Genomic DNA, 24,322 nt, shown 5'->3' on the forward strand with positions numbered 1-24,322 from the left:
GGTAGCGGCTCCGCTTCGCCGTGGTGCCATGCTGATACGTGGCCTGCGCCGGCTGGGGCTGGGCTTTGCGCTGGTGGTGGTAGCCATTTTGCTGGCCACCGCCACCGGCGAAAGCAGCATCGCGTTGGATACTGTTCTCAAGACGTTGGCCAACCAGTTGCTGGGCACCACCTACGAACTGGATGCCATCGACCGGGGTATCATCTGGGAATACCGCCTTAGCCGCGCCATTGTGGCGGCCAGTTGCGGTGCGGCGCTGGCGGTATGTGGCCTGATCCTGCAGTCGCTGCTACGCAACGTGCTGGTGGACCCCTACATTCTGGGCATTTCGGCGGGGGCTTCCGCCGGTGCCGTGGCGGTCGCCATTGCCGGTATGGGTGCCGGTGTGCTGTCGATGTCGGCGGGTGCCTTTCTGGGTGCTGTATTGTCCTTTGCCCTGGTGGTAGGGCTGGCGCGCATGACCGGCCAGATCATTCTGGCGGGCATTGCCGGTGCGCAGCTGTTTCATGCGCTGTCGTCGCTGATGATTACCAAGTCGGCCAATGCCGAGGCGGCGCGCGGCATCATGTTCTGGATGCTGGGCAACCTTAGCGGCGTGCGCTGGGATGACGTGGCGCTGGCCGTGCCGGTGGCTGTGGGTGGCGTGTTGGTGGCCGGCCTGTATACCCGCGCACTGGATGCCTTCACCTTTGGCAGCCAGTCGGCGGCGGCGCTGGGCATTGCCGTTACCCGCGTCAAGGTGCTGCTGATTGCGTTGACTGCACTGATGACGGCGGTAATGGTCTCCATGGTCGGCTCGATTGGCTTTGTCGGGCTGGTGATTCCGCATGCCGCCCGCTATCTGGTCGGCGTGCGCCATGCCGTGCTGCTGCCGGCCAGCGCGGTGATGGGGGCGGTGTTTCTGGTGCTGTCCGATATTCTTTCGCGGGTGGTGGTACCCGGCCAGGTGTTGCCCATTGGCGTGGTCACCGCGCTGATCGGTGCGCCGGCTTTTGCCCTGATCCTGATCCGTGGAGCACGTACCCCATGATTTGCGCACGCAACCTTCATTACCGGCTCAAGCGCAAGGCGCTGGTGCAGGATGTGTCCTTCGAGCTGCAAGATGGCGAAGTGCTGGGGCTGATCGGCCCCAACGGCTCCGGCAAGTCTACCCTGCTGCGCATGCTATCCGGCATTTTTCGGCCAAGCGCGGGGCAGGTGCTGCTGCAGGGACGCTGCCTGAGCCAGTGGCCACGCCACGAAATTGCCCAGCATATGGCCTTTGTCGAACAGCAGGCGGAAACCCACGAACGCATCCGCGTGCGTGATGCGGTGGAGCTGGGCCGCACGCCCTGGCTGTCGCTGCTCAACCCCTGGTCGGCGCAGGATGACGCCATTGTTGGCCAGGCCATGGATGCGCTGAATGTCGGCCACCTGTCGCAGCGCATCTGGCACAGCCTGTCCGGCGGCGAGCGTCAGCGGGTACACCTGGCGCGGGCGCTGGCCCAGCAGCCGCAACTGCTGTTGCTGGACGAACCGACCAATCATCTGGACATCCAGAACCAGCTGACCATTTTGCGGTTGGTGGACGAGTTGCCGGTCAGCATCATCATTGCCCTGCACGACCTTAACCAGGCCATGCGCTGCGACCGCCTGCTGCTGATGCACGAGGGGCGCGTATTTGCCCTGGGCCCGCCCGCCAGGGTGCTGACCCCGGACAATATCCGCGAAGCCTTTGGCGTCAACAGCCGCCTGCTGCACGACCCGGAAACCGGCCAACCCAACCTTGTTTTTACTGACTGACCCACATGCGAGGAAACCTATGAGAACCCTGTTACTGGCCCTGAGCCTGATTTTGTCCCCCTGCCTGTCGGCGCAAACCGTCCATGAAGTATTGATGCTCAATACCGGTGTCAGCGGCCCCATGCCTTTCGAGCCGGATTATCTGGCCATCGAGCCAGGCGACAGCCTGCGTTTTATTCCGCAGGACCGCGGCCATAACGTCGGCACCATCAAGGGCTTCATTCCCGAAGGGGCGGAGCGCTTCATGAGCAAGATCGACGAAGACTTTACCACCCGCTTTGACGTGGAAGGCTGGTACGGCCTGCGCTGCCCGCCACATTACACCATGGGCATGGTGATGCTGGTCAAGGTCGGCAACCCCTCGCCAGACAGCCTGGTGATTCCGGTTGACCTGCCGGCCGAAGCCCTGCAGCGCTTTGAGCGCATTGTCAAAACCAACGTCCGTTAAACCCGCAACCCGGCCGGCGCGGCATGCATTGCGCCGGTCCTTCCTTACGGAACTTAAACATGAAAACCCGATATACCGCACTGGCGCTGTGCGTGCTGGCCTCTATGACTGTGCCTGGCGTTTGTGTCCAGGCCGGCGAACAACAACAGTCGGCCGGCCTGGTTGAAGATAGCCACTGGCAAGTGCTCAATCGCATTGTGTACGACAACCGCGACTACAAAAACGGCGGGCGCAGTAACGGCGCACGTAACGCCTTCAAACCGCGAGCCGAACGCAACGGCTATGCCGAAGAGCTGGCCTACGGCCTGATGGCCAGCTTCCAGTCCGGCTTTACGCAGGGCACTGTTGGCTTCGGGGTGGATGCCCATAGCTATATTGGCGTCAAGCTGGACAGCGGTGGCGGTCGTGCCGGCAAGTCACGCCTGCTGGCGCTGGACAAGGATGGCCATGCGCGTGACAGCTTCAGCCGCACCGGCGCGGCCGCCAAGGTACGGCTGTCTTCAACCGTACTCAAGTACGGTGAGCAGCGCACTAAAAACCCGATTTTCAGCTCGTCCGACACCCGCCTGCTGCCGGAAACCACTCGTGGCTGGCTGCTGACCAGTAGCGACCTGAAAGACTTTGCCCTGCAGGCCGGCCACTTTACCGGCGGTGCCGACCGCAACAGCAACAGCCAGAACAACGATCTGGTGGTCAACTACGCCAATCCGGATGCGAAGAAAGGCAATGCCCTCAGCTTTGCCGGCGGTACCTGGAAGGGCATTCCGGCACTGTCGCTGACTGCCTACGCAGGCCGTTATGAGGACAACTGGAAAACCTATTATCTGGGCAGCTACTACAGCCTGCCGGTGACAACCACAGGCACACTGGCCTTTGACCTTAACCTGTACCACAGCAAGGACTATGGCCAGGCCCGCGCTGGTGAAATCGACAACACCACCTGGAGCCTGATGGTCAGCTATGCACAGGGCAACCACAAACTGGGTCTGGGCTATCAGAAGGTGGATGGCGATACGCCCTTTGACTACGTCAACCGTGGCTCGATCTGGCTGGGCAACGCCATGCAACTGTCTGACTTCAACGCGCCACGCGAGGCATCCTGGCAACTCAAGTACGACTATGACCTGGGTGATCTGTTGCTGCCAGGCCTCAACCTGACCGCCGCCTATACCCGTGGCTCGGGTATTGACGGCAGCGGCATGGACCAGAAAGGTGCTTACACTTGGCTGGGCTATGGCAAGGGTGGCAAGCACTGGGAACGCGACCTGATGCTGCGCTACACCGTACAAGACGGCAAGGCCAAAGGGCTGGCCTTCAGCCTGCGCCACGACGTACACCGCAGCAACAAGGCACAGGCCGAACTGGACACCAACCAGGTCCGCTTTGCCGTGGAGTATCCGCTGGGCGGCTGACGCCCGGAGCGGCCAGGGACGGCCACTTTTTAGCCTTGGCGAGACGTCGGGCAGCCTGGCCATGGCAGGGCTGCAGGGCGATGTGGCCGGGGTTTCTGACCGCCCCACGCACCGGATTTCCTTATGCCGTCACAGCTGCCTTCGCGTCATTTTGTGCTGAATATCCAGCTGATTTTCAACATCGGCTTTTATGCGCTGGTGCCTTTTCTGGCTGTACACATGAGCAGCAACCTGCAGCTGGCCGGCTGGATGATCGGCCTGGTGCTGGGTGCGCGGACCTTTTCCCAGCAGGGCTTGTTTTTTGTGGGTGCCCTGCTGGCCGAGCGTTTTGGCTGTCGCCCGCTGATGCTGGCCGGCTGCTGTGTACGCATTGCCGGCTATCTGGTGTTTGCCTGGGCGGACGACTTATGGGGCATGCTGCTGGGTGCCATTCTGACCGGCATGGGCGGTGCCATGTTTTCCCCCTGCCTGGAAGCCCTGACTGCAGAAATCGCCGCTGCCGATGACAACAGTCGCACAGCCAAAAACAACAGCCTGTTTGCCCTGTTTGCCGTCTATGGCGAGCTGGGCGCAGTGCTGGGGCCGCTGTTGGGCCGGTTGCTATGGGGCATCAGCTTTCAGCACATGGCGCTGTGCAGTGCCGCGCTGTTCATGCTGGCGCTGCTGTTGTTGCATCTGAATATTCCGCACCAGGTACGCCGCATATCGCCGCTGAGCGGCTGGCGGCGCTTGCTGGGTAACGGGCCCTTTCTGTGGTTTGCGCTGTTTTACAGCAGCTACCTGCTCAGCTACAACCAGGTGTACTTTGGTCTGCCCAAGGAGCTGCAGCGTAGTCAGGGCTCGATTGATGCGCTGGCCTGGCTGTTTGCCATGGCCTCGCTGCTGGTGATTGTGCTGCAGCTACCGATTACCCGCCTGACTCGTCACTGGCCAGCGCAGCGCACGCTGGCGCTGGGCTTTATGCTGCTGGCTCTGGCCTTTGTGTTGCCGGCGCTGCGTCATGAAATTCCGGGTGGATGGGGGCAGGGCACATGGCTGCCTTATGCCGGGCTGATGCTGTTGCTGATGCTGGGCCAGATGTGTGTGCAGCCGCTGGCGCTGTCGTTGGTGCCGTACTTTGCCGCTCATCGGCAGCTACCACTGTATTATGGCGCGTTGGCATCGGTGGCCGGCTGCATGGTGCTGGCCGGCAGCGTGTGGCTGGGGCGACTGTTTGACCTGGACAGTAGCGGCCGCCTGTTCTGGTTGGCATCAGCGGCTTTCCCGCTAGCCAGTGCACTGTTTTTTATGTGGCGGGGCAAATCAATATTGCCGCAGTAAGCTGCACCGGAGAATATCGTTTGCCAGCAGCCTGAGGCCACTAGCATACGGTTGAGTTGCTACAGGGCGCTCAAGCCAGCATTTTCTATGCCTCGGCGACTCGAACGTTTTGACGTGGCTCTGCCTGCTGAACTCTATTTTTGGGCAAGAATAGATCGGTTTATGGTCTTAACATGACTGAAAGGCAGAGACAGTTCTTGTGGATAGCAGTTTGGTTGCTGCTCAAGTTGCAAATGATAGTCATTACTAATAAGATCTGCCTTGTTACGCTCCGGCTTTTTGTTGAGGAGCAAGTCGTAGCACACCATAAATTTATTCAGCCAGCCAGGGTGCACCCAAGCCAGCCGATCAACCTTGAGAGGATGACATGCGCAAATCGGCATTCACCCTGGCTTGTTGCGTGGCAGCAGTGAGCCAGCCTGCCTGGGCTGCACAGATGGCAGAACTGGACTCCACTGTGGTTACCGCCACTCGCAGCGAACATAACCTTTCCAGCGCCCCTGCTTCGGTAACCGTGATTACCGCGGAACAGATCAAGGCTAGTGGTGCCGGCAATCTGCTTGAGGCAGTTCGTATGGCACCCGGCATTACGCTCAATGGCCGAGGTGTTGGTGGGCGCAAAACCCTCAGCATTCGTGGCGCCGAAGATCGCCACACGCTGGTGCTGGTTAATGGCAAACGGATTTCGTCGACTGACGACACTATCGGCCACTCTGACTACCAGTACGGTTGGGTAGCCATGGACCAGATCGAGCGTATCGAAATTGTCCGTGGTCCGATGTCAGCCCTGTATGGCTCGGAAGCCGTGGGCGGGGTCATCAATATCATCACCAAAGGCCCGCAAAAGAACTGGAGCGGCAGCCTGAGTGCGCGCGGTGACATACAGAAAGGCTCGGGAGGCAACGGCCATGTGCTGTCAGCCCGGGTCGGTGGCGGGCTGGGAGAGATGTTCGATTTGCAGTTGGCTGTGGAGCAGCTGCGCAGATCGCCCACGCCGCGCAAGGAAGACCGGCGCCTGAGTGACATGGAGGGCCATGATCGTGAAAATGGCAGCCTGCAATTGGGCTTTACTCCTGTTGAAGGCCAACGCTTTCAACTGGATTTGCTGCACAGCAATGAGGATCTGGATCGTCACCAGAATACCCGGGGTGCCGCACCATTCTACCTGGACACCTACACCCTGGAGCGCCGTCAGCAATCAGTGAGTTGGCAGGCAGACTGGACGCACGCCACTACCGAGCTGCGGTATGGCAAAGCTACTTTTGATGTCAGTAATAAGCGTAATAATGGCGTTGCCCCCACACGTGATCAGCGACTGGAAGATAAAACCTGGGACGGAAACGTTGCGTTTGCACTGGGTAGTCGCCACGCCCTGACACTGGGCGCGGAGCACCGCGAGGAGTACCTGGAAAATGCCGGTTTGCTGGGCGGGTCGGATGACGTAACACACAAAGCACTGTATGTGCAGGATGAAATCAGCCTCAACGACAGCTTGAGCCTGACATTGGGTGCGCGACTGGACCATCACGGCATTTTTGGCAGTGAAACCAGCCCGCGAGCCTATCTGGTCTGGAGCGTGACACCAGAGCTGACACTTAAAGGCGGGTATGGTGAAGCATTCCGTGCACCGACCCTGAAGCAGATTTCACCCATTTATGAAGGTGGTGAAGGCCCGCACACGTTTTATGGCAATGCCGACATCAAGCCCGAAACCAGTCGTTCCTGGGAGTTGGGAGCCGACTGGCGTGATGATAAAAGTGCTTATACGGCCACTGTTTTCAGGAATGAAATCAAAGATCTGATTTATACACGACTGATCAACAAGATAGGTCCGCGTGGGTTTTATCAGTATGACAACATCTCGCGAGCTCGCATTCATGGACTGGAGCTGTCCATGGTGCGTGATTTGGGTGCCGGGTTCAGCATCAGCAACAACCTGACATGGATGGATGCACGTGACAGCGATACCCGGGACCGGTTGACCGGGCGTCCCGAACTGGTGATCACGCCCATGTTGAACTGGCAGGGCGAGTCGCTAACTGCGCAACTGGAGTGGCAATACACCGGGCGTCAGTGGCTGACCAACAGCGACAGCCAGCTGGAACGTGTCAGCGGTTACAGCCTGTTCAATCTGAGCGCGGGCTATCAGGTCAATGACAATTTCAAACTGCGTAGCGGTGTCAACAACCTGCGTAATCTGCGTCTGGAAGATCGCTCCGAGTTGTATGGCTATGTCGAGCAACCACGTACTCTGTGGGTTGGTGTGGAGGCGAACTTCTGATGAAAGCGTTGACTACCCTGCGGCAGCTGGTGTGGAAGCGTTTGCTGCTCATGGTATTGCTGGTGCTGGCCGGTCCTTTGGCTGGCCAGCACGTAGCACAGGCGGCTTCGGCCAATATTCTGGTGTTGGCTGCAATGCCGGTTCAATCCGGCAAGCTGGAGCGTCTCAAACCCCTGGCAAACCAGGCCGGGTTCAATCTTGAATACCGCATGCTGGAAGGTCTGGAGCAGCCCCTGACCAACAGCGATTTGCAGGGGTACGATCTGCTCATGCTGGATGCACCCTACGGTGCATCGCAGGCGACTGCACAGAGGGTAGTGGCTCCTTTGCTGGAGCAGCATCAGGAAGCCTGGATCTGGCTGCGGCGTGAAGGCAGTATTGGCAAGCATTTGCCAAGTGAGCTGATTGATCAGTTGGGCGTGTACTACAGCAATGGTGGCAAGCGGAACTTTGCCGGATTTTTCTGCCAGCTGGGTAACCAGCTGAGAAATGCTGCGGATATCTGTGCCGAGCCGATTATCGCACCACAGGCAGGAATTTACCATCCTGACGCGGATGGCCAGTTTTTTGCTGACCTGCCGGCTTATCTGCAATGGCGTGAAATGGAGCTGGATCAACACCAGCCGGTGATTGCATTGTTGTTTCACCGTGCCTATGTGGATTCCGGTCTGACCGGTTTTATTGATGCCACCATTGAGCGGATCGAGGCAGCTGGTGCGCTGGCTTTGCCATTGTTTACCAGTGCAATGGAAAGCAACGAGATCACTCGTTTGGTCAGCATGAACAACCAGCCTCGTGCCAATGTGCTGATCAACATGCAGATCATGCTCAATGCGCAGGGGCGCAAGGCTGAATTTGAACAGCTGGGCATTCCTGTGCTGCAAGCGATGCCGTACCGGAGTGGTGACCAGGCTGACTGGGAAAAAGACCCGCAGGGCCTGGCTCCGCAAGATATTCCCTTTTACCTTGCACAACCGGAATTTGCCGGCCTGATTGATCCGTTGTTTGCGGCGGCTACACAGCAAAGTGACGGTGATATCGTGCCGATTGACCGGCAATTACAGGCAGCCGTGGACAAGGCCATGCGTTTGGTCCATTTACAACAGCGGCCTGCTGCCGAGATCAAGACGGCAATCCAGTTCTATAACTATCCGCCTGGCGAAAAAAACCTGGGCGCCTCGTTCATGAATGTGCCACGCAGTCTGGAACACCTGTTGAAAGAGTATGCGAAACGCGGCTATCAGGTTGAACTGCGTACCGAGCAACAGCTGATTGATGAGCTGACCGCTTTGCTCGCTCCTTTCTATCGTCAGGCCCTGTTGAGTGAATTGCTGGCCAGCGACCGCGCGGGCCGTTTGCCGCTGGAAACGTACCAGCGCTGGTTCGCCAGTCTGCCGCAAGACAAGCAGGACGCCATTGTTGAGCGCTGGGGCCAGCCGCAACAGGCCGGGCTGTATCTTGAGCAAGATGAGCAGCAGTTTTTTGCCATTCCGCGTTTGCTTTTGGGGCAGCAAATTCTGATGCCGCAACCGCCACGGGGCGAGCGGGAAGAAGATAACGAGCGTGCCCTTTATCACGATACCAAAACTGCCCCTTCACACAGCTATCTGGCCACTTTCTTGTGGCTGCGTGAACAGGCCAATGTGGATGCACTGATCAGTTTTGGTACGCACGGCACTTACGAATGGCAGCCCGGCAAGGAGCGTGGTCTGGATGTGCAGGATTATCCGTTGATGGTGCTGGGTGACCTGCCGGTGATCTATCCGTATATCGTTGACAACATTGGTGAGGCTTTGCAAACCAAGCGGCGCGGACGTGCTGTGACCGTGAGTCATCACACGCCTTCATTTGGCCCGGCAGGCTTGCATGGCGAGCTTAACCAGCTGCACGAGTTGCTGCACCAATGGCAGTCAATGACCGATGGTGAGGTCCGCAATGCAACAGCGACACGGATTATTGATCTGACAGCGGAGCTGAACATCGACAAGGACCTGGCGCTTGATCTGACAACCGCCGAAAACAATCTTGCGCAGCTGACCGACACATTGCATCTGCACTTGCACGACCTGGCCTTGCAGCAGCAACCACTCGGGCTGGCCCATTTTGGCCAGCCGGCAGAGACAGATCTACGCCTGTTTACCGTGCAGCAGATGCTGGGCATGCCATTACTGGAAGCACTGTTTCCGGAGGACCCGGAAGAGCTGCTGGTTGTGGACTATAAAGAGCTGGGCAACAGTGAGCCCTGGAAGCTGCTTGACCAGCATGTGCGTTACGGCAAGAAATATGAAGGCGATACTAATTTGGAAGCCTTGCTGGCCAAAGGGCGCGACTACTGGACGATGCTGGGTAACCAGGGAGAGCTGGACGGCTATTTCCGGGTTCTTGGGGGCCGCTATCAGCCAACATCTTATGGCGGTGATCCGATCAAAAACCCGGACAGTCTGCCTACTGGCCGCAATCTGTACGGTTTTGATCCTTCACGGATTCCTACCCGTGAGGCCTGGCAAGCAGGCCAGCAAGCCGCGCAAAGACTATTGGAACAACATCAGGCAGAGCAGGGAGCCTATCCTGAAAAATTGGCATTTAGCTTGTGGTCGGTTGAAACCATGCGCCACTTTGGTTTGCTGGAAGCTCAGGCTTTGTACCTGATGGGTTACCAGCCGGTCTGGGATGCGGGTGGCCGGGTGACCGGGATTGAGGTTATCCCTGCTGAACAGCTGCAACGTCCCCGGGTCGATGTGATCATTTCAGCCACTGGTTTGTACCGTGACCAGTTTCCCAATGTCATGCAGTGGATGGCACAGGCTGCCGATCAGGCCAGCGAACTGGATGAGCCGGATAACCCGATTGCCCTCAATAGTGTACGGCTGGAACAGCAGTTTCTTGCCGCCGGCATGAGTGCGCAGGATGCACGGCTGGCAGCGCGTACCCGTATATTTTCTTCCGAATCCGGTGCCTACGGTACAGGGCTGGATGATGCAACGCTGGTCAGTAACAGCTTTGGCGAAACCGAAGGCCAGGGGCAGGACCGGGCGGCAGGTGAAGAAAAACTGGCAAAAATGTATCTGGACCGCATGCAGTATGCCTACGGACCGGACAGCACACGCTGGGGCGAGAAAAATGACACCAACATTTATGCGGAACAGCTGCGTGGCGTACAGGGTGCCGTTCTGTCACGTTCTTCCAACCTGTACGGCATGCTGACCACTGATGATCCTTTCCAGTATCTGGGCGGCATCGGACTGGCGGTGCGCTATCTGGATGGCAAATCGCCACAGCTGTACATCAGCAATCTGCGTGATGCCGATAACCCGCGGGTAGAGACTGCGGCCGGTTTCCTCGCCCGTGACTTGCGTGCCCGCTATCTGCACCCTGGCTGGATCGAGCAGGTGCAAAAAGAAGGGTACAGCGGTGCATTGGAAGTGCTTGGCAGTGCGAACAATCTTTGGGGCTGGCAAGTGACAGCACCGGAAACCGTGCGTGATGACCAATGGGATGAGTACAAGGCTGTTTATCTGGACGACAAGTACGAACTGGGTATCAACGAATGGTTCGAGGAGCATCATCCGCATGCTCAGGCCCAGTTGATCGAGCGCATGCTGGAGGCGGCCCGCAAGGAATACTGGAGCACTGATGCGGTTAATCTTCAGCAGCTGGCGCAGCGTTGGCAGGAGCTGGCCGAACGTTACGATGTACAGAGTAGCAATAGTCAATTCAACGAGTATGTAGCAGAAGCGGCTGCCGGTTTCGGCCTGGGAGCACGTGCCCCGGATGCTGACATGGCGACCGAACCCGAAAGTGCGGAAACGCCTGCTGAAACGATGGAGCAAGTGGAAGGCCAGCGACTGGAAAAACAACAGGATACTGTTGATGCACCGCCACAGCCGTTTGATTTTATGGCGTTGTTCGGTTTTCTGGCCATCTTGGCCGCTCTGGCGGGCGGCATGTGGCACCAGTCACGTCGGCTGCGTTGAATAATCCCGGTATGCCGGACGGCTCCTTCGTTGCCCGGTTACCTAGTCATACAGGAGAATCTTGATGTCATTGCAGTTAGTTGTTGAAACGGCCCTGTACAAGGCCAGCCAGTTGTTCATGTTGCCCATTTTGTTGGCGGTGATTGTGCTGTTTGTCTATGCATTTTATGCCGTTGGTGTATTTATCTGGCAGCGCCGTCAGCGTCAGCAAGGTATGAGGGGCGCGTTTGATTTGCTCTACAGTTGGCAGAACAATCCGGCCATGACGGATACCGAGCTGGAAACCCAGGCCTTCAAGCGGCTGGAAGCTCCGCGTATCGTTACTCGTGTCACGCCCATGCTGGGGCTGGTGGCAACCATGATTCCGATGGGGCCAGCTCTCAAGTCCCTGTCTGGCGGTGATCTGTCACAGGCCAGTGACAACCTGACCGTGGCGTTTTCGGCTGTCATCCTGTCCCTGATCGCCGCGTCATTGACTTACTGGGTCGTCAACGTGCGCCGCCGCTGGTACGCCGAAGAAATGGTGGAGATCGAGCAGTTGCGTCAGAAGCAGGAGCTGCAACCATGAGTCTGCGCCTGATCGAGGATGCCGATGCCGACGACCCCATTCTGTCGGTGGTCAACCTGATAGATGTGTTTCTGGTAGTGATTGCCGCACTGCTGCTGACTGTGGCCAGTAATCCGCTCAACCCCTTCATGCAGGAGAACTTCACCCTGGTAAAGAACCCGGGGGAAGACACCATGGAAGTGGTCATTAAAAAGGGCGAAGTGCTGGAGCACTACAAATCCAGCGGTGATATGGGCGAAGGGGAAGGTGCCAAGGCTGGCATCACCTATCGCATGAAAGATGGGAGCATGATCTATGTGCCAGAATGATGTACGGGGGTTGTTACGTACCCTTGCGCAGCCTGGCAACAGCCAGCACGGTGCATGCAGTGGCCTACAGAGCCGGCGTGTGCTCACCAGTAACGAGTTGCTGGGAGAGGAGGGCGAGCTGATTATTGTGCACAACGATTGCCGCTATAGTCTGCGCCTGACCCGACAAAACAAGCTGATACTGACCAAATAAGCGGCTGCTGGCAGTAAATAAACTGTAAATAGCTTGCAAATGATAATGGTTCGCATACCATGTCGAGCGTTATGGCCCATGCGGCTGCCAACTCTTATCCAGGAGAGATCCATGCGCATCAAGTCTTCATTGTTCAAGCTGTTTTCCGTACCGGCCCTGCTGCTGGCCATGCAGTTGCCGGCCGCTGCTGCCACCCTGACCATCAAGCACAGCCAGGGCGAGACGCAGGTTGAGCAAAACCCGAAAACCGTTGCTGTGCTGGACTGGTCCACGCTGGATACCATGGCTGCGTTGGGCGTTGAGGCTCAAGGCATTCCCGGTGGCAACATCCTGCCCAGCGTGCTGCCACAGTATGCGGATGCCAAATTTGTCCGCATCGGTACATTGTTTGAGCCGGATTTCGAAGCGATCAAGAACCTCAAGCCCGATCTGATCATCCTCGGCCGCCGTGCCGCAGGCCACTTCGAGGAAGCGTCCAAATACGGTCCGACCCTGGACCTGACTCCGGACCCTAAAGATCTGCTGGGCAGTGTGGTACGCCACACCGAGCTGCTGGGCGAGATCTTCGAGCGTCAGGATGAAGCCGCCAAAGTGGCTGCCGAGCTGAATGAGTCAGTCGCCAAACTGCAACAGCTGACCGCCAAACAGGGCACCGGCCTGACCCTGCTCACCACCGGCGGCAAGATGGCTGCCTTTGGTATCGGCACCCGTTTCGGTCTGATCCATGACGTGTTCGGCATGGACATGGCCGCCAAGGATTTAGCCGTCGGCCGCCATGGCCAGTCGGTGTCCTACGAGTTCATCCTGGAAGCCAACCCGGACTGGCTGTTTGTCATGGACCGTGACGCTGCCATCGGCCGTGAAGGCGTGGCTGCCAAACAGATGATGGACAACGAACTGGTGGCGGTGACCACAGCCGGCAGCAAGCAGCAGATTATCTACCTTGATCCGGAAGCCTGGTACCTGCTCGACAGCAGCGGTGCCCGCGTGCTGCAAAGCAACATCAATCAGCTGCTGGACGTGTTTGGCGACAAGTAAACTCATGCCCGGAATCTGTGATTGTTCGCATCTGTAGGTGCGAATTCATTCGCACATTAGCGTGGCCGCAAAATATTTGTTCGCACATTAGCTTCTACAGCCCGGCTTTGCCGGGTTGTTCGAATGAATTCGAACCTACGCATAACCATTCGCACGTCAAGTGTTTTGTAGGTGCGCACAACCATTCGCATACTAAGTTTTTGTAGGTGCGAATTCATTCGCACACAGAACCCGGCAAGAAGGGTAACTGCATAAAGACAAATCCATGACCACTTCATCCTCAACGGCGTCCACGGGACGCTGTGCTCTTTTGCTCACCTGCGGTGCCGCGTTGCTGGTCATCCTGCTGGCGCTGGCCAGCCTGAATACCGGTGCCAGCCAGATGAAGCTGCTGCACCTGCTGACCCAGCCCGATGACCGCGTGACGCGGGTGCTGTTTGCCAGCCGCTTGCCGCGTACCGTCGCGCTGACTCTGGCCGGTGCCGGGCTGGCGGTGGCCGGTCTGCTGATGCAGATGCTGGCGCGTAACCGGCTGGTCGAACCGGGCACGGTCGGCACTTTCAGCGCGGCCAGCTTCGGCATGCTGCTGGCGGCGTTGATTAATCCAGGCATGGCGCTGTGGCTCAAGTTCGTGCTGGTCAGTGTCTGTGCGGCACTGGGCAGCTGGCTGTTTCTGGCAATTTTGCAACGCATTCCGCTGCGTTCGGCGCTGATCGTGCCGCTGGTGGGGCTGGTGCTCAGCGCGGTGCTGGCCAGCGGTAGCGGCCTGGTGGCCAGCCTGTTCGAGCTGGGCCAGGCATTAAGGGCCTGGAACAGCGGTGATTTTTCCGCCATTTTGCGCGGCCGTTACGAGCTGTTGTGGGTTGCCGCCGGCATGACCGTATTGGCCATGCTGTTGGCCGACCGCTTCACCGTGATCGGCATGGGCAAGGACTTTGCCACCAACGTCGGCATCAATTACGCGGCGCTGATGGTGCTGGGCGTGCTGATGGTGTCGCTGATCAGTGCCAGCGTGGTGATCACTGCCGGTGCGCTGCCTTTTGTTGGGCTGGTGGTACCCAATCTGGTGCGAGCGCTGGTGGGCGACAATATGCGCCGCGGCATTGTGCTGGTGGCGCTGTGCGGTGCGGCGCTGATGCTGGTCGCCGACTTGCTGGGCCGCCTGCTGATCCATCCTTATGAGGTGCCCTCGGCCAATCTGCTGGCGATTGTCGGCAGCCTGGTGTTCATCGTGATTTTGCTACGGGGGCGCAGACAATGGGCCTGACCACTGCCGCCCGCTGGCGCTTGCTGCTCGTCGCCGTACTGGCCGTTTTAAGCATCGTCGGTTTCATGACCTGGAATGTGCAGAGCGACTGGGCCTTCATTATTGAATACCGTGGCAGCCGTCTGCTGGCCATGTTGCTGGTGGCAGTGGCCATGGGTGTGTCCACACTGGTATTCCAGACCCTGACTCACAGTCGCATCCTCACCCCGTCGTTGATGGGCTTTGATGTGCTCTATGTGCTGGTGCATGCACTGGGGCTGGCATTCTGGGCGCGACTGGGGCTGGGCAGCATGCCGGCCGTGGTGTTCGTGCTGGATGTGCTGCTGATGGCCGGCATTGCGCTGGTGCTGTTCCGCCTGCTGTTTGGCGATTCGGTGCGTGGGCTACATTTGCTGATCCTGCTTGGCATGCTGGGCGGCCTGCTGTTTCGCGAGTTGACTGAATTGGCGCTGCGGGTGCTGGACCCAACCGAGTTTTCCATCCAGTCCGGGCGCAGCATCGCCAGCTTCAGCCGTATCAACCTGTCGTTGTTGTGGGTCGCACTGGTGCTGACGCTGGGGTGTGTGACACTAGTGTTTACCCAGCGCCGGCGACTGGATGTGCTCAACCTGGGCCGCGATGTCGCCATCAATCTCGGCGTGTCGTACCGGCGTACCGTGACCCTGTTGCTGGTGGTGGCCAGCGTGCTGGTGTCGGTGAGTACTGCGCTGGTGGGGCCGATGCTGTTTTTTGGTCTGCTGGCCACCAACCTGGCTTACTGGATCAGCGGCACCCACCAGCACAGCTGGACCTTGGTGACCACCGTGCTGGTGGCGGTGGTTTGTCTGGTCGGCGGGCAGTTGCTGGTTGAGCAAATACTGCAAAGTCGTCTGCCCTTTGTCATGCTGCTGGAGCTGTGCGGCGGTGTGTTGTTTATCCTGTTGTTGTTGCGTGGAGTGCGGGAATGATCGAAGCCAAAACCCTGAGCAAGCGGTATAACGAACGCCTGGTGGTGCAGGATGTCAGTCTGCAGATTCCCCGCGGCGGCGTCACCGCGATCATTGGGCCCAATGGTGCCGGCAAGTCCACCTTGCTGTCGATGATCAGCCGGCTGACGCCGATGAGCGCCGGCAGCGTGGAAATTGACGGCATGGATGTCACCCGCACGCCCGGGCCGGAACTGGCTAAACGGCTGTCGATCCTGCGTCAGCACAACCAGACCAGCCTGCGCCTGAGCGTGCGTGATCTGGTGGCGTTTGGCCGTTTTCCGCACAGCGGCGGACGCCTGACCGCAGAAGACCAGCATCACATCGACGAGGCGCTGGACTACCTCAGCCTGAATGAGTTTCAGGATCGTCATCTGGACGAATTGTCCGGCGGTCAGCGCCAGCGTGCCTATGTCGCTATGGTGATGTGCCAGGACACCGACTACGTGTTGCTCGATGAGCCACTCAACAATATTGACATGCGCTTTGCGGTGGACATGATGCAGCTGCTGCGCCGTGCCGCCGACGAAAAGGGCAAGACCGTGGTGGTGGTGCTGCACGACATCAATTTTGCCTCTTGCTACAGCGACCACATCATCGCCATGCGTGGCGGCAAGCTGGCCTGGCAGGGCACGCCGGACGAGGTGATGCGCGACGAGATCCTCAGCGAGCTGTACGAGATCCCCATGCAGGTGCACGAGCTGAATGGCCAGCGTATTTGTGTGTATTTCAGGATGGGGTAAATAGGTTATTGCCGGGTTTGACCCGACAATAACCTGGCTCCGGCATGGTTTGCAGCTTAAGTAGAGGGGGTGTACTATGTACCCGTTTTGTTGTCAGGGATGAAGCATGAATCAGGCTATGGAGTTCGTGGAAACCAGCGTGTTTACGCGTCAGATAGATGAGCTGGCAACCGATGACGAGCTGCGGGTGTTGCAGGCCGAGCTGATTGGGCAACCCGACAAGGGGAGTCTGATCAAGGGCAGTGGCGGTTTGCGCAAGGTGCGTATGGCCACGGCAAACGCGGGTAAAAGCGGCAGTATTCGTGTTATCTATTACTGGCGGCATGCGCAACGGATTTATTTGTTGCTGGCCTACCCCAAGTCGCAGCGGGATACCTTGTCTGCCAGTGAACTGGACGTTTTAAAGGCGCTGGCCCGTCAGTTGAAAGGAGAAAAGCCATGACTTTTTTTACCGATCTTGAAGCCTCATTGAAAGAGGCAGTCGCCATCGAGCAGGGCACGCAGCAAGCGGGCCGCTGCACACGCTATGACATGGCGGATGTCAAAGCCATCCGCAAGCAGCTGGATGTCTCCCAGGCCGACTTCGCTGCAGCACTGGGCACCAGTGTGGATACCATTAAAAGCTGGGAATCCCGGCGGCGTAATCCAACCGGGCTGGCGGCCAGGGTGCTGGCTGCCATACAGGAAGATCACGACCTGTATTACCAGCTCGCCCGGCAGTGATCCGGCATCAGCCGCGCTTGCGCATGATCAACTGCACCACACTGGCCACGCCGGTGTGGCCACGACCTTCCAGCACTTCGCGCTCGATTTCCTGACCGAGCAGCATGTCCGAGTTGGAAAAATCTTTCAGCAGTTCATCCAGACTGAACAGCATGTCGGGATTTTTCGGGCCGCCGGTGCTGCGCGGTAGTTGTGCCTGACTGTAGCCTTCCAGCAGAAAGATGCCGCCGGGTTGCAGTGCCTGCTCGACCCTTTGATGCAGCTGGCGGCGGGCTGCTCCGGGCAAGTGGGCAAAGATCGAAACAGCACCCTGAATGCTGCCGGCGGGCGGTGCAAAGTCGTTCAGGTCCGCCACTTCGGTATCAAAATTGACATTGCGACTGGCGGCCAGCGTGCGGGCTTTTGCCAGACCGGTTTCCGAGCCGTCTACCGCCCACACATCCAGCCCCTGTTCGGCCATGAATACCGCATTGCGGCCTTCGCCTTCGGCCAGGCTCAAGATACGCCCGGACAGCTTGCCGATGTGTTCCGCCAGGAAGTCGTTGGGGCTGGTGCCGTAATAATAGTCGTCACCACTGTAGACCTCATTCCACATTGCTGCTGCTCCAGAGCGGCTCGGCCAGCTCGGCTTTTGCCATGCGTTTGAGGTGATCAAATACCACCTGCTGCATGCGCCCGGAAGCTGCCTCGTCAGGGCAGTCAAGCTTGATGTGCAGCCGTTCGGTATCGGCTGTCAGCAGGCAGCGGCTTTCGCCAAAGTCTATACGGCCCAGACCGTCTTCCGCTTCCACGGTGAGTTTGTGCGACCAGTGGGCGCACAGGCGTTTGATGAGACGATGGGCTTCGCTGGTGTCGAGGGTGGCGTAGGTAGTCAGCATGTAGGTTCCCATAAAATATTGGCATTAATGCTAATGATTATCTTTTATAATGCAAGCCGTAAAAATGGAACACTGTTGTGCACAATATCATGCACCGGCTGACTGGCCGGAGTATTTGTGCGCGGCGCTGAATCGTGCAACGCGGCAACCATTGAGGGTGGCCATGTGGAACAGATGGCGCACGACTTCCTTGGTTGCCGAGGCGGTGCTGGTGCGCAGGTCACCGGGGCAGATGTCGCCGTTGCGGCACAGTTCCTCCAGTACCGGGGCGGGAAAGTCCACGCAAACCCGGCCACTGTCGCGATGGATGACTTGCAGATAAGGCTGGGGACGTTCCAGCCAAGCGTTGATGAAGTAGGTCATGCGGATTCTCCAACAGTCAAAAAACATAACGAGAATAATTCTCATTATCTATAATTGCAAGCTGATTCTGCAATTGCCGTAACCGATTTTGGCGAACATATTGGAGATCGCATAACAGGGTGGCGCAGCGATAAAAACCACCGGATATTATTGATAATGATTATCATCAATGTTAGTGTGCCATCCCGCTTTGCTGCGAAAGATCACCATTCTTGTCCGGGGACATGTCGACCGATCTGCAGCAAGGAAACCGCGTGCTGTAGCTGTTAGAATGCACCGGATTTCTGACCATGACATTGAATTTTCACGAGCTTTTACCCATGAACCGAACCCGACTTGCCGTAGTGATTGCCGCCGCGATTACCCCCTTGATGGCTGCGCACGCACAGGAAAAAACCACTCTTCTGGATACCATGACTGTAGTGGGTACCCGTACCGAAACCACGGTGCGTGACAACCCGGCGTCGGTGTCGGTGGTCGAGCGCGAGCAGATCGAGAAACGCGGTGCCGACAGCGTGGCCGAGTTGCTGCGTGACGTGCCCGGTGTTTCGGTGGTGGATACCGCCGTGGCCGGCATGAAGCGCATCCGCATCCGTGGCGAGCAGTCCAACCGTGTGGTGATTCTAGTTGATGGCCAGGAGATGACCGACCACAGCTCCTTTGGTGCGCCTTTCCTGATTGATCCGTCCAATATCGAGCGTATCGAGGTGGTGCGTGGCCCGGCCTCGGTGATGCACGGTGCCAAGGCGATTGGTGGCGTGATCAACGTGATCACCAAGAAAGGCGCAACCGATCCGGTAGTGGTCGAGCTGGGTGCGGGTTACTTCAGTGGCAGCAAGGGCAAGCAGGCTTCGGCGGCGGTGTCCGGTACGCTGGACCGTTTTGATTATCGTTTGGCAGTGAGTGGTGATGACCACAAGGACCGCCGCGTGGCCAAGGGTCGTCATAGCCCGGACAGCACCAAGCTGCCCAACTCCGGCTCCGAAAACAAGGACGCCAGTCTGCACCTTGGCATGAAGCTGGGTGAGCGCGAGAACCACTACCTGTCGTTCAAGGCCAATGAGCACCGGCTGAAAGCGGATGGCTGGGAAGACAACTTCTCGCTGGTGAAGGGATTGCCAGCGGCGGGAATCGTGAACTCGGTTTCGGCAGGTCATATCGATGTGACCCAGTTCAATGCCAACCTGCCCAAGCGTGATTTGAAAAAAGCCGGCTTGTACTACGAGGGCACTGATTTGAGCCCGCTTGTGCGCAAGGTTAGTGCTGATGTGTTTTATCAGAAGGTCGATCGCGAGTTTGACAACTTCATCCGCCTGGAAGGGGATGATGTGGTCTATGAATTGTTTGGTAGCCCGCTCCCACCTTCGCAGATTGCTTTAAGCATGGCTTCAAGCTCAAAAGACACAACCAAAACCTTTGGTGGCAGCACACAGATTGATCTTGCCCTTCACGAAGATCATTACACAGTAGCTGGTTTACAATATTACCTCGGCAATTAAATAGGCCATATCAGGCGGCATAAGCAATCTTGGGGTGTCGGAAGTAAGAAGAAACTCGTCCCGGCCTCCGCTGGATACGCCTTAGTATTGAACGAACCCGCTCTTCAAGTTCAGCCTGCGTACGCGCAGCCCTGCCAGTTTTTAACTGTTGTTTAAGGTCGCCGTTCAGGTATTCGTCTGGATTGAGCTCTGGCGCATAAGCGGGCAGAAAAAATAACTCAATTTGCTCTTTTCTGGCCTCGACCCAAGCTGCGACTTTCTTGCTGTGGTGCACTCGCAGGTTATCGAGAATCAGAAATATTTTTCTGCCTTCCGAGCCGCGAACAAGGCGATCCAGAAAGCGAATCAACACCTGGGATGTCATCGTTTCCCGGTACATCATGAAGCGCAATTTACCTCGGTTGGTAACACTAGAAATCATATTGGTTGCAAACCGGCTACCGCTAACCAGTCGTACTGGTGTCTTGCCTGCCGGTGCAAAGCTGCGGCCACCGTGGCTGTCGCTACGTACTCCAGTCTCGTCAGCCCACTGGATTTCGGCGTTTTCGACCTTTGCACGCTGGGCAATCAGCGGATATTCCTCATCCAGCCAGCGCTGCACCACCTTTGGATTCTGCTGATAAGCCCGCTTTAGCGGACGCTGTGGAGTGTAACCCCAGCGCTTGAGGTACTCGCCTACAGTACGTACCGGCATCAGAAAGTCGCAGCGTTCCTGAATCAGCTCGCGCACCGCATCGCGTGTCCACAGAGCAAAACCCAACTTGAGCTGGTCGGGCATTTTGTCGGTAATCAGCGTCTGAATGAGAACTTCCTGACTACTGCTCAAGCTGCGCCGCTCACCGGCTTTGGCTCCACGCTGACCACCTTTAATGGCCGCCTGTTTACCTTCTTGTGCTGCTGTTTCAGTCCATTTAGCGACAGTGCGCATGTGAACACCCACTGCTTCAGCAGTGGCTTTAAATGTATAGCCCTGTTCACGCATGCGCAAAGCGATAGTTCGCTTTTCACGCTGCTCTTCAGGACTCAGTTTTCGGGCATCTATTTTCATAATGTTGAGATTATACACTATGCTCTATTAGATTGCCGCATTAATATCTAAAAGATGAGCTGGAAACCGATAAAAGTAACCAAGTGCATCTGTTAAAAGTTGTACCACCATCGTCATATGTCGGAGCTCTGCCGCCTGCAAATCGTTTTCCTTTGAAAGTGGGTGATTCTGTCAACTTCGACAAAGCCACCATGCAAACCGCCTCCGCCTTCATGCAGGATGAGTGGACCTTGCCCAATGACTTCAAGCTCATAGCCGGCGTGCGTTATTATCATGTCAACTCTGAGCTTGAGAAAACCAGCGGTGGCAAGCACAAAGCTGGTGAAAACAGCACCCATAGCCGTTTCGTCAAATCCCTTGGTCTGACCTGGACCGGGCTGGATCACACCACCATCAGGGCCGGTTATTCTGAAGGCTATGTTATGCCTACCCTGCTGGAACAATTCACCGATTCGCGTGCCGGCCGTGGCATCACCCTGCATGGCAACCCGGACCTGAGTCCGGAGCGCTCGCAGAACTACGAGCTGGGGCTGCGTTACCAGAACCGTGGCGTGGTCTTTGACGGTACCCTGTTCTACACCAAATCCAAGCAATATATCACCTTCGAGAGCTGCGCCAACGGCCACAGCTGTACCGGCGGTGACATCTACGTCAACGCCGACAAGGCAAAAAGCTATGGTCTGGAACTGCTGGCCGAATACTGGATTGAAGACACTCCGTACACGCCTTACCTGACTACTACGCTAATGCGCCGCAAGGTGACCATGGATGATTTCTCCACCTACAAGACTGATGTGCCGGCTATTTCGGGCCAGCTCGGTGTGCGCTACGAGCGCAGCTTCGCCGGTACCGACTTGTGGGCCGACGGTTTTGTCCAGGCAGCCAGCAAGACCGACAAGAAGGAGCGCGAGATCGAAAAATCCGGCAAGGTGTCTCGTCATTTGTCCGGCTGGAGCACGCTTAACTTTGCCGTTGGCGGCAATTTCGGCGACGAAGGCCAACACCGTCTGGCGCTGCACCTGAACAACCTGAACAACCGCCATTACCGTGCGTCGGTGGATGAAATGCCCGCTACCGGCCGCAATTTTGTCGTAACCTTCAATACCAGCCTGTAATAACGCTGGAAACAAAAAGCCCCGCTCTGCAATCCAGAGCGGGGCTTTTTTGTAGGTGCGAATTTATTCGCACACTTCTATACACGAAACCCGATGTGCGAATAAATTCGCACCTACAGTGAGGTTATAGTCCAGCGAGCGAGCGCAGCTCTTCGGCGCGGTCGGTTTTCTCCCAGGTGAAGGCGGTGAAGGTATCGTCACCATAGGTCATTTCATAGGGGTTGCGGCCAAAGTGGCCATAGGCTGCCGTTGGCTGGTACATCGGGTGCAGCAGGTCCAGCAGGCGGGTAATGGCGTAGGGGCGCAGGTCGAAGGTTTCGCGTACCAGCTGCACGATGCGCTCGTCGTCGAGCTTGCCGGTGCCGAAGGTATTGAGGGAGATCGAGGTCGGCTGCGCCACGCCGATGGCGTAGGACACCTGGATTTCGCACTTGTCGGCCAGACCGGCAGCAACAATGTTCTTCGCCACATAGCGACTGACATAGGCGGCGCTGCGGTCCACCTTGGACGGGTCCTTGCCGGAGAATGCACCGCCACCATGGCGTGCCATGCCGCCGTAGGTATCGACGATGATCTTGCGGCCGGTCAGGCCACAGTCACCGACCGGGCCGCCAATCACGAAATTGCCGGTCGGGTTGATATGGAACCGGGTGTCCTTGTGCAGCAGTTCGGCAGGCAGGGTGTGCTTGACGATCAGTTCCATCACCGCTTCTTGCAGATCCTTCTGGCTGATGTCGGGGTTGTGCTGGGTGGATAGCACAACCGCATCAATGCCGACCACCTTGCCGTTTTCGTAGCGGCAGGTAACCTGGCTCTTGGCATCCGGGCGCAACCATGGCAGCAGGCCGTTCTTGCGGGCCTCGGCCTGGCGCTCCATCAGGCGGTGGGCGTAGGTGATCGGGGCGGGCATCAGCACATCGGTCTCGTTGCTGGCATAGCCGAACATCAGGCCCTGGTCGCCGGCACCCTGGTCTTCCAGACTGGCGCGGTCCACGCCCTGGGCAATGTCGGACGACTGCTTGCCGATGATGTTGACGATGCCGCAGGTGGCGCCGTCATAGCCGACATCGGAGCTGTTGTAGCCGATACCGCTAATCACGTCACGTACCAGCTGTTCCAGATCGATCCAGGCGCTGGTGCTGATCTCGCCGGCAATGATCGCCACGCCGGTTTTGACCAGAGTCTCGCAGGCCACGCGGGCGTTCTTGTCTTCACTGATGATGGCATCCAGCACCGCATCGGAAATCTGGTCGGCAATTTTATCCGGATGGCCTTCGGAGACCGACTCGGAGGTAAAGATGGAATATTCGCTCATTGACTGGCGTCTCCGTTGTTGTTCAGGTTGTGTTGAGTGTCTGCGGGCTTGGCGAATTGCCGCAGCTGGATTTGAAAGCCGTTTTTCAGGCCAAGGTAAATACTGTCGCCCGGCACCAACCCGGCCTGACAGGCCCACTGGCTCAGCTCGTTTTGCTCGAAGCCCAGCCAGAGGTCGCCGCAGGCCTGTTGCGCCCAGGCCTGGTCGTGGGCGCAAAGCTCGCTGAGGATCAGGCTGCCGCCGGGCTTGACGGCGTGGGTAATGTGTTCGAGGGCACTGGCCGGTGCTGGCAGATGGTGCAGGACCATGTTCAACAATACGCAATCGGCTTGTGGCAACTCGATGGCCAGGGCATCGGCCAGCAGGAACTCGATGTTCTGCAGTTTCTGCTCATCACAGTGTTTCCGGGCCAGCTCAAGCATGGAAGTGCTGTTATCAATGGCCGTTACGCGGGCAAAACGCCCGGCCAGCTCGGGCAGCAGGTTGCCGTTGCCGGGGCCGATTTCCAGTGCTGTCGCGGTGTCTGGAAAGTTCTGGCTGTCCAGCAGGCCGGCCAGGCTGTCTTGGTACTGGTGCAGGCTGGCAATCAGCTCTTGCTGTTCCTTGAAGCTTTGCGCACTGCGCTGGAAGAAAGCCTGGCTGGCGCTGGCCCGCTCATGGTGGATTTCGGCGATGCGGGCTTGCACGTCAGGCGGCAGCAACAGGGTATCGAGTTGTGTCAGGAGCGTATGCTGCAAGCCGGAGTTGGAAGCGAGGTTGCGGCGGTAGAAAATCGCGTTGCCTTCACGGCGAGTGGCAACCCAGCCTGCTTTGGTCAATACCTTCAGATGGTGGCTGATGCCGGACTGGCCCATGTCAAAGATGTGTGCCAGCTCCAGTACGCCAAAGGAGTTCTTGCTCAGTACACGCAAAATGCTCAGGCGCAAGGGATCGCCGGCTGCTTTGCAGAAAGCGGCCAGTGAGGCAATGCTGTGATTTTCGTCTGAAACAGGGCTGGTCATGGGCGCAGTGTAAAGCGAACCATGATGTGCTGCAATGCTGTATCAAAAAAAATTGATATTGATTGGTTTTGCTTGAGAGAA

The 24,322-nt window shown here is 57.8% G+C and carries 24 protein-coding genes; 18 read left to right on the forward strand and 6 right to left on the reverse strand.

Annotated elements, in window-relative coordinates:
• Window positions 1-28 precede the first annotated feature (28 nt).
• From AR306_RS02980 to nadS, 16 genes are all read left to right on the forward strand, one after another.
• Window positions 29-1,030, forward strand: coding sequence for a FecCD family ABC transporter permease (locus AR306_RS02980; protein ID WP_206167953.1), 1,002 nt, complete (start codon window positions 29-31; stop codon window positions 1,028-1,030).
• Window positions 1,027-1,782: an ABC transporter ATP-binding protein gene (locus AR306_RS02985; protein ID WP_101496059.1), complete on the forward strand. Its 756-nt coding sequence runs from the start codon at window positions 1,027-1,029 to the stop codon at window positions 1,780-1,782. Before AR306_RS02980 ends, AR306_RS02985 begins: the two co-directional genes overlap by 4 nt.
• 19 nt (window positions 1,783-1,801) lie before the next feature.
• The gene (locus tag AR306_RS02990) at window positions 1,802-2,230 is read left to right on the forward strand and encodes a pseudoazurin (RefSeq protein ID WP_101496060.1); all 429 of its coding nucleotides are present in this window, start codon (window positions 1,802-1,804) and stop codon (window positions 2,228-2,230) included.
• A gap of 59 nt (window positions 2,231-2,289) precedes the next feature.
• The gene (locus AR306_RS02995) at window positions 2,290-3,642 is read left to right on the forward strand and encodes an OprD family porin (protein ID WP_101496061.1); all 1,353 of its coding nucleotides are present in this window, start codon (window positions 2,290-2,292) and stop codon (window positions 3,640-3,642) included.
• A 123-nt stretch (window positions 3,643-3,765) separates the two neighbouring features.
• A complete protein-coding gene (locus tag AR306_RS03000) occupies window positions 3,766-4,962 on the forward strand; it encodes an MFS transporter (protein WP_101496062.1) in 1,197 nt (398 codons plus the stop codon).
• Window positions 4,963-5,329: 367 nt separating this feature from the next.
• A complete protein-coding gene (locus AR306_RS03005; RefSeq protein WP_101496063.1) occupies window positions 5,330-7,243 on the forward strand; it encodes a TonB-dependent receptor plug domain-containing protein in 1,914 nt (637 codons plus the stop codon).
• Window positions 7,243-11,217, forward strand: coding sequence for a cobaltochelatase subunit CobN (gene cobN, locus AR306_RS03010; protein WP_166627889.1), 3,975 nt, complete (start codon window positions 7,243-7,245; stop codon window positions 11,215-11,217). Before AR306_RS03005 ends, cobN begins: the two co-directional genes overlap by 1 nt.
• Before the next feature lie 64 nt (window positions 11,218-11,281).
• Window positions 11,282-11,785, forward strand: coding sequence for a MotA/TolQ/ExbB proton channel family protein (locus tag AR306_RS03015; RefSeq protein WP_240622460.1), 504 nt, complete (start codon window positions 11,282-11,284; stop codon window positions 11,783-11,785).
• 2 nt (window positions 11,786-11,787) lie between these two features.
• Window positions 11,788-12,093, forward strand: coding sequence for a DUF2149 domain-containing protein (locus AR306_RS03020; protein WP_206167954.1), 306 nt, complete (start codon window positions 11,788-11,790; stop codon window positions 12,091-12,093).
• Window positions 12,080-12,286: a hemin uptake protein HemP gene (gene hemP / locus AR306_RS03025; RefSeq protein WP_101496065.1), complete on the forward strand. Its 207-nt coding sequence runs from the start codon at window positions 12,080-12,082 to the stop codon at window positions 12,284-12,286. The genes AR306_RS03020 and hemP overlap by 14 nt, the downstream gene beginning before the upstream one ends.
• Window positions 12,287-12,397: 111 nt before the next feature.
• On the forward strand, window positions 12,398-13,324 hold the full coding sequence (locus tag AR306_RS03030; RefSeq protein ID WP_166627890.1) for a siderophore ABC transporter substrate-binding protein: 927 nt from the start codon (window positions 12,398-12,400) through the stop codon (window positions 13,322-13,324).
• A 265-nt stretch (window positions 13,325-13,589) separates the two neighbouring features.
• Window positions 13,590-14,591 carry an ABC transporter permease gene (locus AR306_RS03035; protein WP_101496067.1) on the forward strand — a complete coding sequence of 334 codons (1,002 nt, stop codon included), beginning with the start codon at window positions 13,590-13,592 and terminating at the stop codon, window positions 14,589-14,591.
• Window positions 14,582-15,538 (forward strand): iron chelate uptake ABC transporter family permease subunit, encoded by a 957-nt coding sequence (locus AR306_RS03040; RefSeq protein WP_101496068.1) that lies wholly within the window; start codon window positions 14,582-14,584, stop codon window positions 15,536-15,538. The genes AR306_RS03035 and AR306_RS03040 overlap by 10 nt, the downstream gene beginning before the upstream one ends.
• Complete coding sequence (locus AR306_RS03045) at window positions 15,535-16,299, forward strand: iron ABC transporter ATP-binding protein (protein ID WP_101496069.1); 765 nt, start codon at window positions 15,535-15,537, stop codon at window positions 16,297-16,299. Before AR306_RS03040 ends, AR306_RS03045 begins: the two co-directional genes overlap by 4 nt.
• 106 nt (window positions 16,300-16,405) lie before the next feature.
• Window positions 16,406-16,741 carry a type II toxin-antitoxin system RelE/ParE family toxin gene (locus AR306_RS03050; protein ID WP_101496070.1) on the forward strand — a complete coding sequence of 112 codons (336 nt, stop codon included), beginning with the start codon at window positions 16,406-16,408 and terminating at the stop codon, window positions 16,739-16,741.
• A complete protein-coding gene (nadS, locus tag AR306_RS03055) occupies window positions 16,738-17,022 on the forward strand; it encodes a NadS family protein (RefSeq protein ID WP_101496071.1) in 285 nt (94 codons plus the stop codon). The genes AR306_RS03050 and nadS overlap by 4 nt, the downstream gene beginning before the upstream one ends.
• Window positions 17,023-17,029: 7 nt before the next feature.
• Here the strand turns inward: nadS and AR306_RS03060 are convergent, their stop codons facing one another.
• The 3 genes from AR306_RS03060 to AR306_RS03070 form a co-directional block, all read right to left on the reverse strand.
• The gene (locus tag AR306_RS03060) at window positions 17,030-17,617 is read right to left on the reverse strand and encodes a class I SAM-dependent methyltransferase (protein WP_101496072.1); all 588 of its coding nucleotides are present in this window, start codon (window positions 17,615-17,617) and stop codon (window positions 17,030-17,032) included.
• Window positions 17,607-17,900, reverse strand: a complete 294-nt coding sequence (locus AR306_RS03065; RefSeq protein WP_166627891.1) for a DUF2218 domain-containing protein — start codon at window positions 17,898-17,900, stop codon at window positions 17,607-17,609. Before AR306_RS03065 ends, AR306_RS03060 begins: the two co-directional genes overlap by 11 nt.
• 87 nt (window positions 17,901-17,987) lie before the next feature.
• Window positions 17,988-18,263 carry a hypothetical protein gene (locus AR306_RS03070; protein ID WP_101496074.1) on the reverse strand — a complete coding sequence of 92 codons (276 nt, stop codon included), beginning with the start codon at window positions 18,261-18,263 and terminating at the stop codon, window positions 17,988-17,990.
• Window positions 18,264-18,553: 290 nt separating this feature from the next.
• On the opposite strand from AR306_RS03070, the gene AR306_RS03075 reads away from it, so the two are divergent.
• Window positions 18,554-19,762 (forward strand): TonB-dependent receptor plug domain-containing protein, encoded by a 1,209-nt coding sequence (locus tag AR306_RS03075; protein ID WP_101496075.1) that lies wholly within the window; start codon window positions 18,554-18,556, stop codon window positions 19,760-19,762.
• 10 nt (window positions 19,763-19,772) lie between these two features.
• Here AR306_RS03075 and AR306_RS03080 read toward each other — a convergent pair whose 3' ends face one another.
• Window positions 19,773-20,810 carry an IS630 family transposase gene (locus AR306_RS03080; RefSeq protein ID WP_101496076.1) on the reverse strand — a complete coding sequence of 346 codons (1,038 nt, stop codon included), beginning with the start codon at window positions 20,808-20,810 and terminating at the stop codon, window positions 19,773-19,775.
• Window positions 20,811-20,893: 83 nt separating this feature from the next.
• Here AR306_RS03080 and AR306_RS03085 point away from each other — a divergent pair, with 83 nt between their 5' ends.
• Window positions 20,894-21,925, forward strand: a complete 1,032-nt coding sequence (locus AR306_RS03085; protein WP_276307454.1) for a TonB-dependent receptor plug domain-containing protein — start codon at window positions 20,894-20,896, stop codon at window positions 21,923-21,925.
• 124 nt (window positions 21,926-22,049) lie between these two features.
• Here AR306_RS03085 and metK read toward each other — a convergent pair whose 3' ends face one another.
• Together metK and AR306_RS03095 are read right to left on the reverse strand one after the other, a co-directional pair.
• Window positions 22,050-23,240: a methionine adenosyltransferase gene (gene metK / locus AR306_RS03090; RefSeq protein WP_101496078.1), complete on the reverse strand. Its 1,191-nt coding sequence runs from the start codon at window positions 23,238-23,240 to the stop codon at window positions 22,050-22,052.
• Window positions 23,237-24,241, reverse strand: a complete 1,005-nt coding sequence (locus AR306_RS03095; protein ID WP_101496079.1) for an ArsR/SmtB family transcription factor — start codon at window positions 24,239-24,241, stop codon at window positions 23,237-23,239. The genes metK and AR306_RS03095 overlap by 4 nt, the downstream gene beginning before the upstream one ends.
• Window positions 24,242-24,322 lie beyond the last annotated feature (81 nt).

The sequence above is a fragment of the Thiopseudomonas denitrificans genome, from assembly GCF_002866065.1.
Lineage (GTDB): Bacteria > Pseudomonadota > Gammaproteobacteria > Pseudomonadales > Pseudomonadaceae > Thiopseudomonas > Thiopseudomonas denitrificans.

Coding starts and splice junctions, on each gene's coding strand:
- AR306_RS02980 (WP_206167953.1), top strand. CDS start 29: ATGCTGATACGTGGCCTGCGCCGGCTGGGGCTGGGCTTTGCGCTGGTG.
- AR306_RS02985 (WP_101496059.1), top strand. CDS start 1,027: ATGATTTGCGCACGCAACCTTCATTACCGGCTCAAGCGCAAGGCGCTG.
- AR306_RS02990 (WP_101496060.1), top strand. CDS start 1,802: ATGAGAACCCTGTTACTGGCCCTGAGCCTGATTTTGTCCCCCTGCCTG.
- AR306_RS02995 (WP_101496061.1), top strand. CDS start 2,290: ATGAAAACCCGATATACCGCACTGGCGCTGTGCGTGCTGGCCTCTATG.
- AR306_RS03000 (WP_101496062.1), top strand. CDS start 3,766: ATGCCGTCACAGCTGCCTTCGCGTCATTTTGTGCTGAATATCCAGCTG.
- AR306_RS03005 (WP_101496063.1), top strand. CDS start 5,330: ATGCGCAAATCGGCATTCACCCTGGCTTGTTGCGTGGCAGCAGTGAGC.
- cobN (WP_166627889.1), top strand. CDS start 7,243: ATGAAAGCGTTGACTACCCTGCGGCAGCTGGTGTGGAAGCGTTTGCTG.
- AR306_RS03015 (WP_240622460.1), top strand. CDS start 11,282: ATGTCATTGCAGTTAGTTGTTGAAACGGCCCTGTACAAGGCCAGCCAG.
- hemP (WP_101496065.1), top strand. CDS start 12,080: ATGTGCCAGAATGATGTACGGGGGTTGTTACGTACCCTTGCGCAGCCT.
- AR306_RS03030 (WP_166627890.1), top strand. CDS start 12,398: ATGCGCATCAAGTCTTCATTGTTCAAGCTGTTTTCCGTACCGGCCCTG.
- AR306_RS03035 (WP_101496067.1), top strand. CDS start 13,590: ATGACCACTTCATCCTCAACGGCGTCCACGGGACGCTGTGCTCTTTTG.
- AR306_RS03040 (WP_101496068.1), top strand. CDS start 14,582: ATGGGCCTGACCACTGCCGCCCGCTGGCGCTTGCTGCTCGTCGCCGTA.
- AR306_RS03045 (WP_101496069.1), top strand. CDS start 15,535: ATGATCGAAGCCAAAACCCTGAGCAAGCGGTATAACGAACGCCTGGTG.
- AR306_RS03050 (WP_101496070.1), top strand. CDS start 16,406: ATGAATCAGGCTATGGAGTTCGTGGAAACCAGCGTGTTTACGCGTCAG.
- nadS (WP_101496071.1), top strand. CDS start 16,738: ATGACTTTTTTTACCGATCTTGAAGCCTCATTGAAAGAGGCAGTCGCC.
- AR306_RS03060 (WP_101496072.1), bottom strand. CDS start 17,617: ATGTGGAATGAGGTCTACAGTGGTGACGACTATTATTACGGCACCAGC.
- AR306_RS03065 (WP_166627891.1), bottom strand. CDS start 17,900: ATGCTGACTACCTACGCCACCCTCGACACCAGCGAAGCCCATCGTCTC.
- AR306_RS03070 (WP_101496074.1), bottom strand. CDS start 18,263: ATGACCTACTTCATCAACGCTTGGCTGGAACGTCCCCAGCCTTATCTG.
- AR306_RS03075 (WP_101496075.1), top strand. CDS start 18,554: ATGACATTGAATTTTCACGAGCTTTTACCCATGAACCGAACCCGACTT.
- AR306_RS03080 (WP_101496076.1), bottom strand. CDS start 20,810: ATGAAAATAGATGCCCGAAAACTGAGTCCTGAAGAGCAGCGTGAAAAG.
- metK (WP_101496078.1), bottom strand. CDS start 23,240: ATGAGCGAATATTCCATCTTTACCTCCGAGTCGGTCTCCGAAGGCCAT.
- AR306_RS03095 (WP_101496079.1), bottom strand. CDS start 24,241: ATGACCAGCCCTGTTTCAGACGAAAATCACAGCATTGCCTCACTGGCC.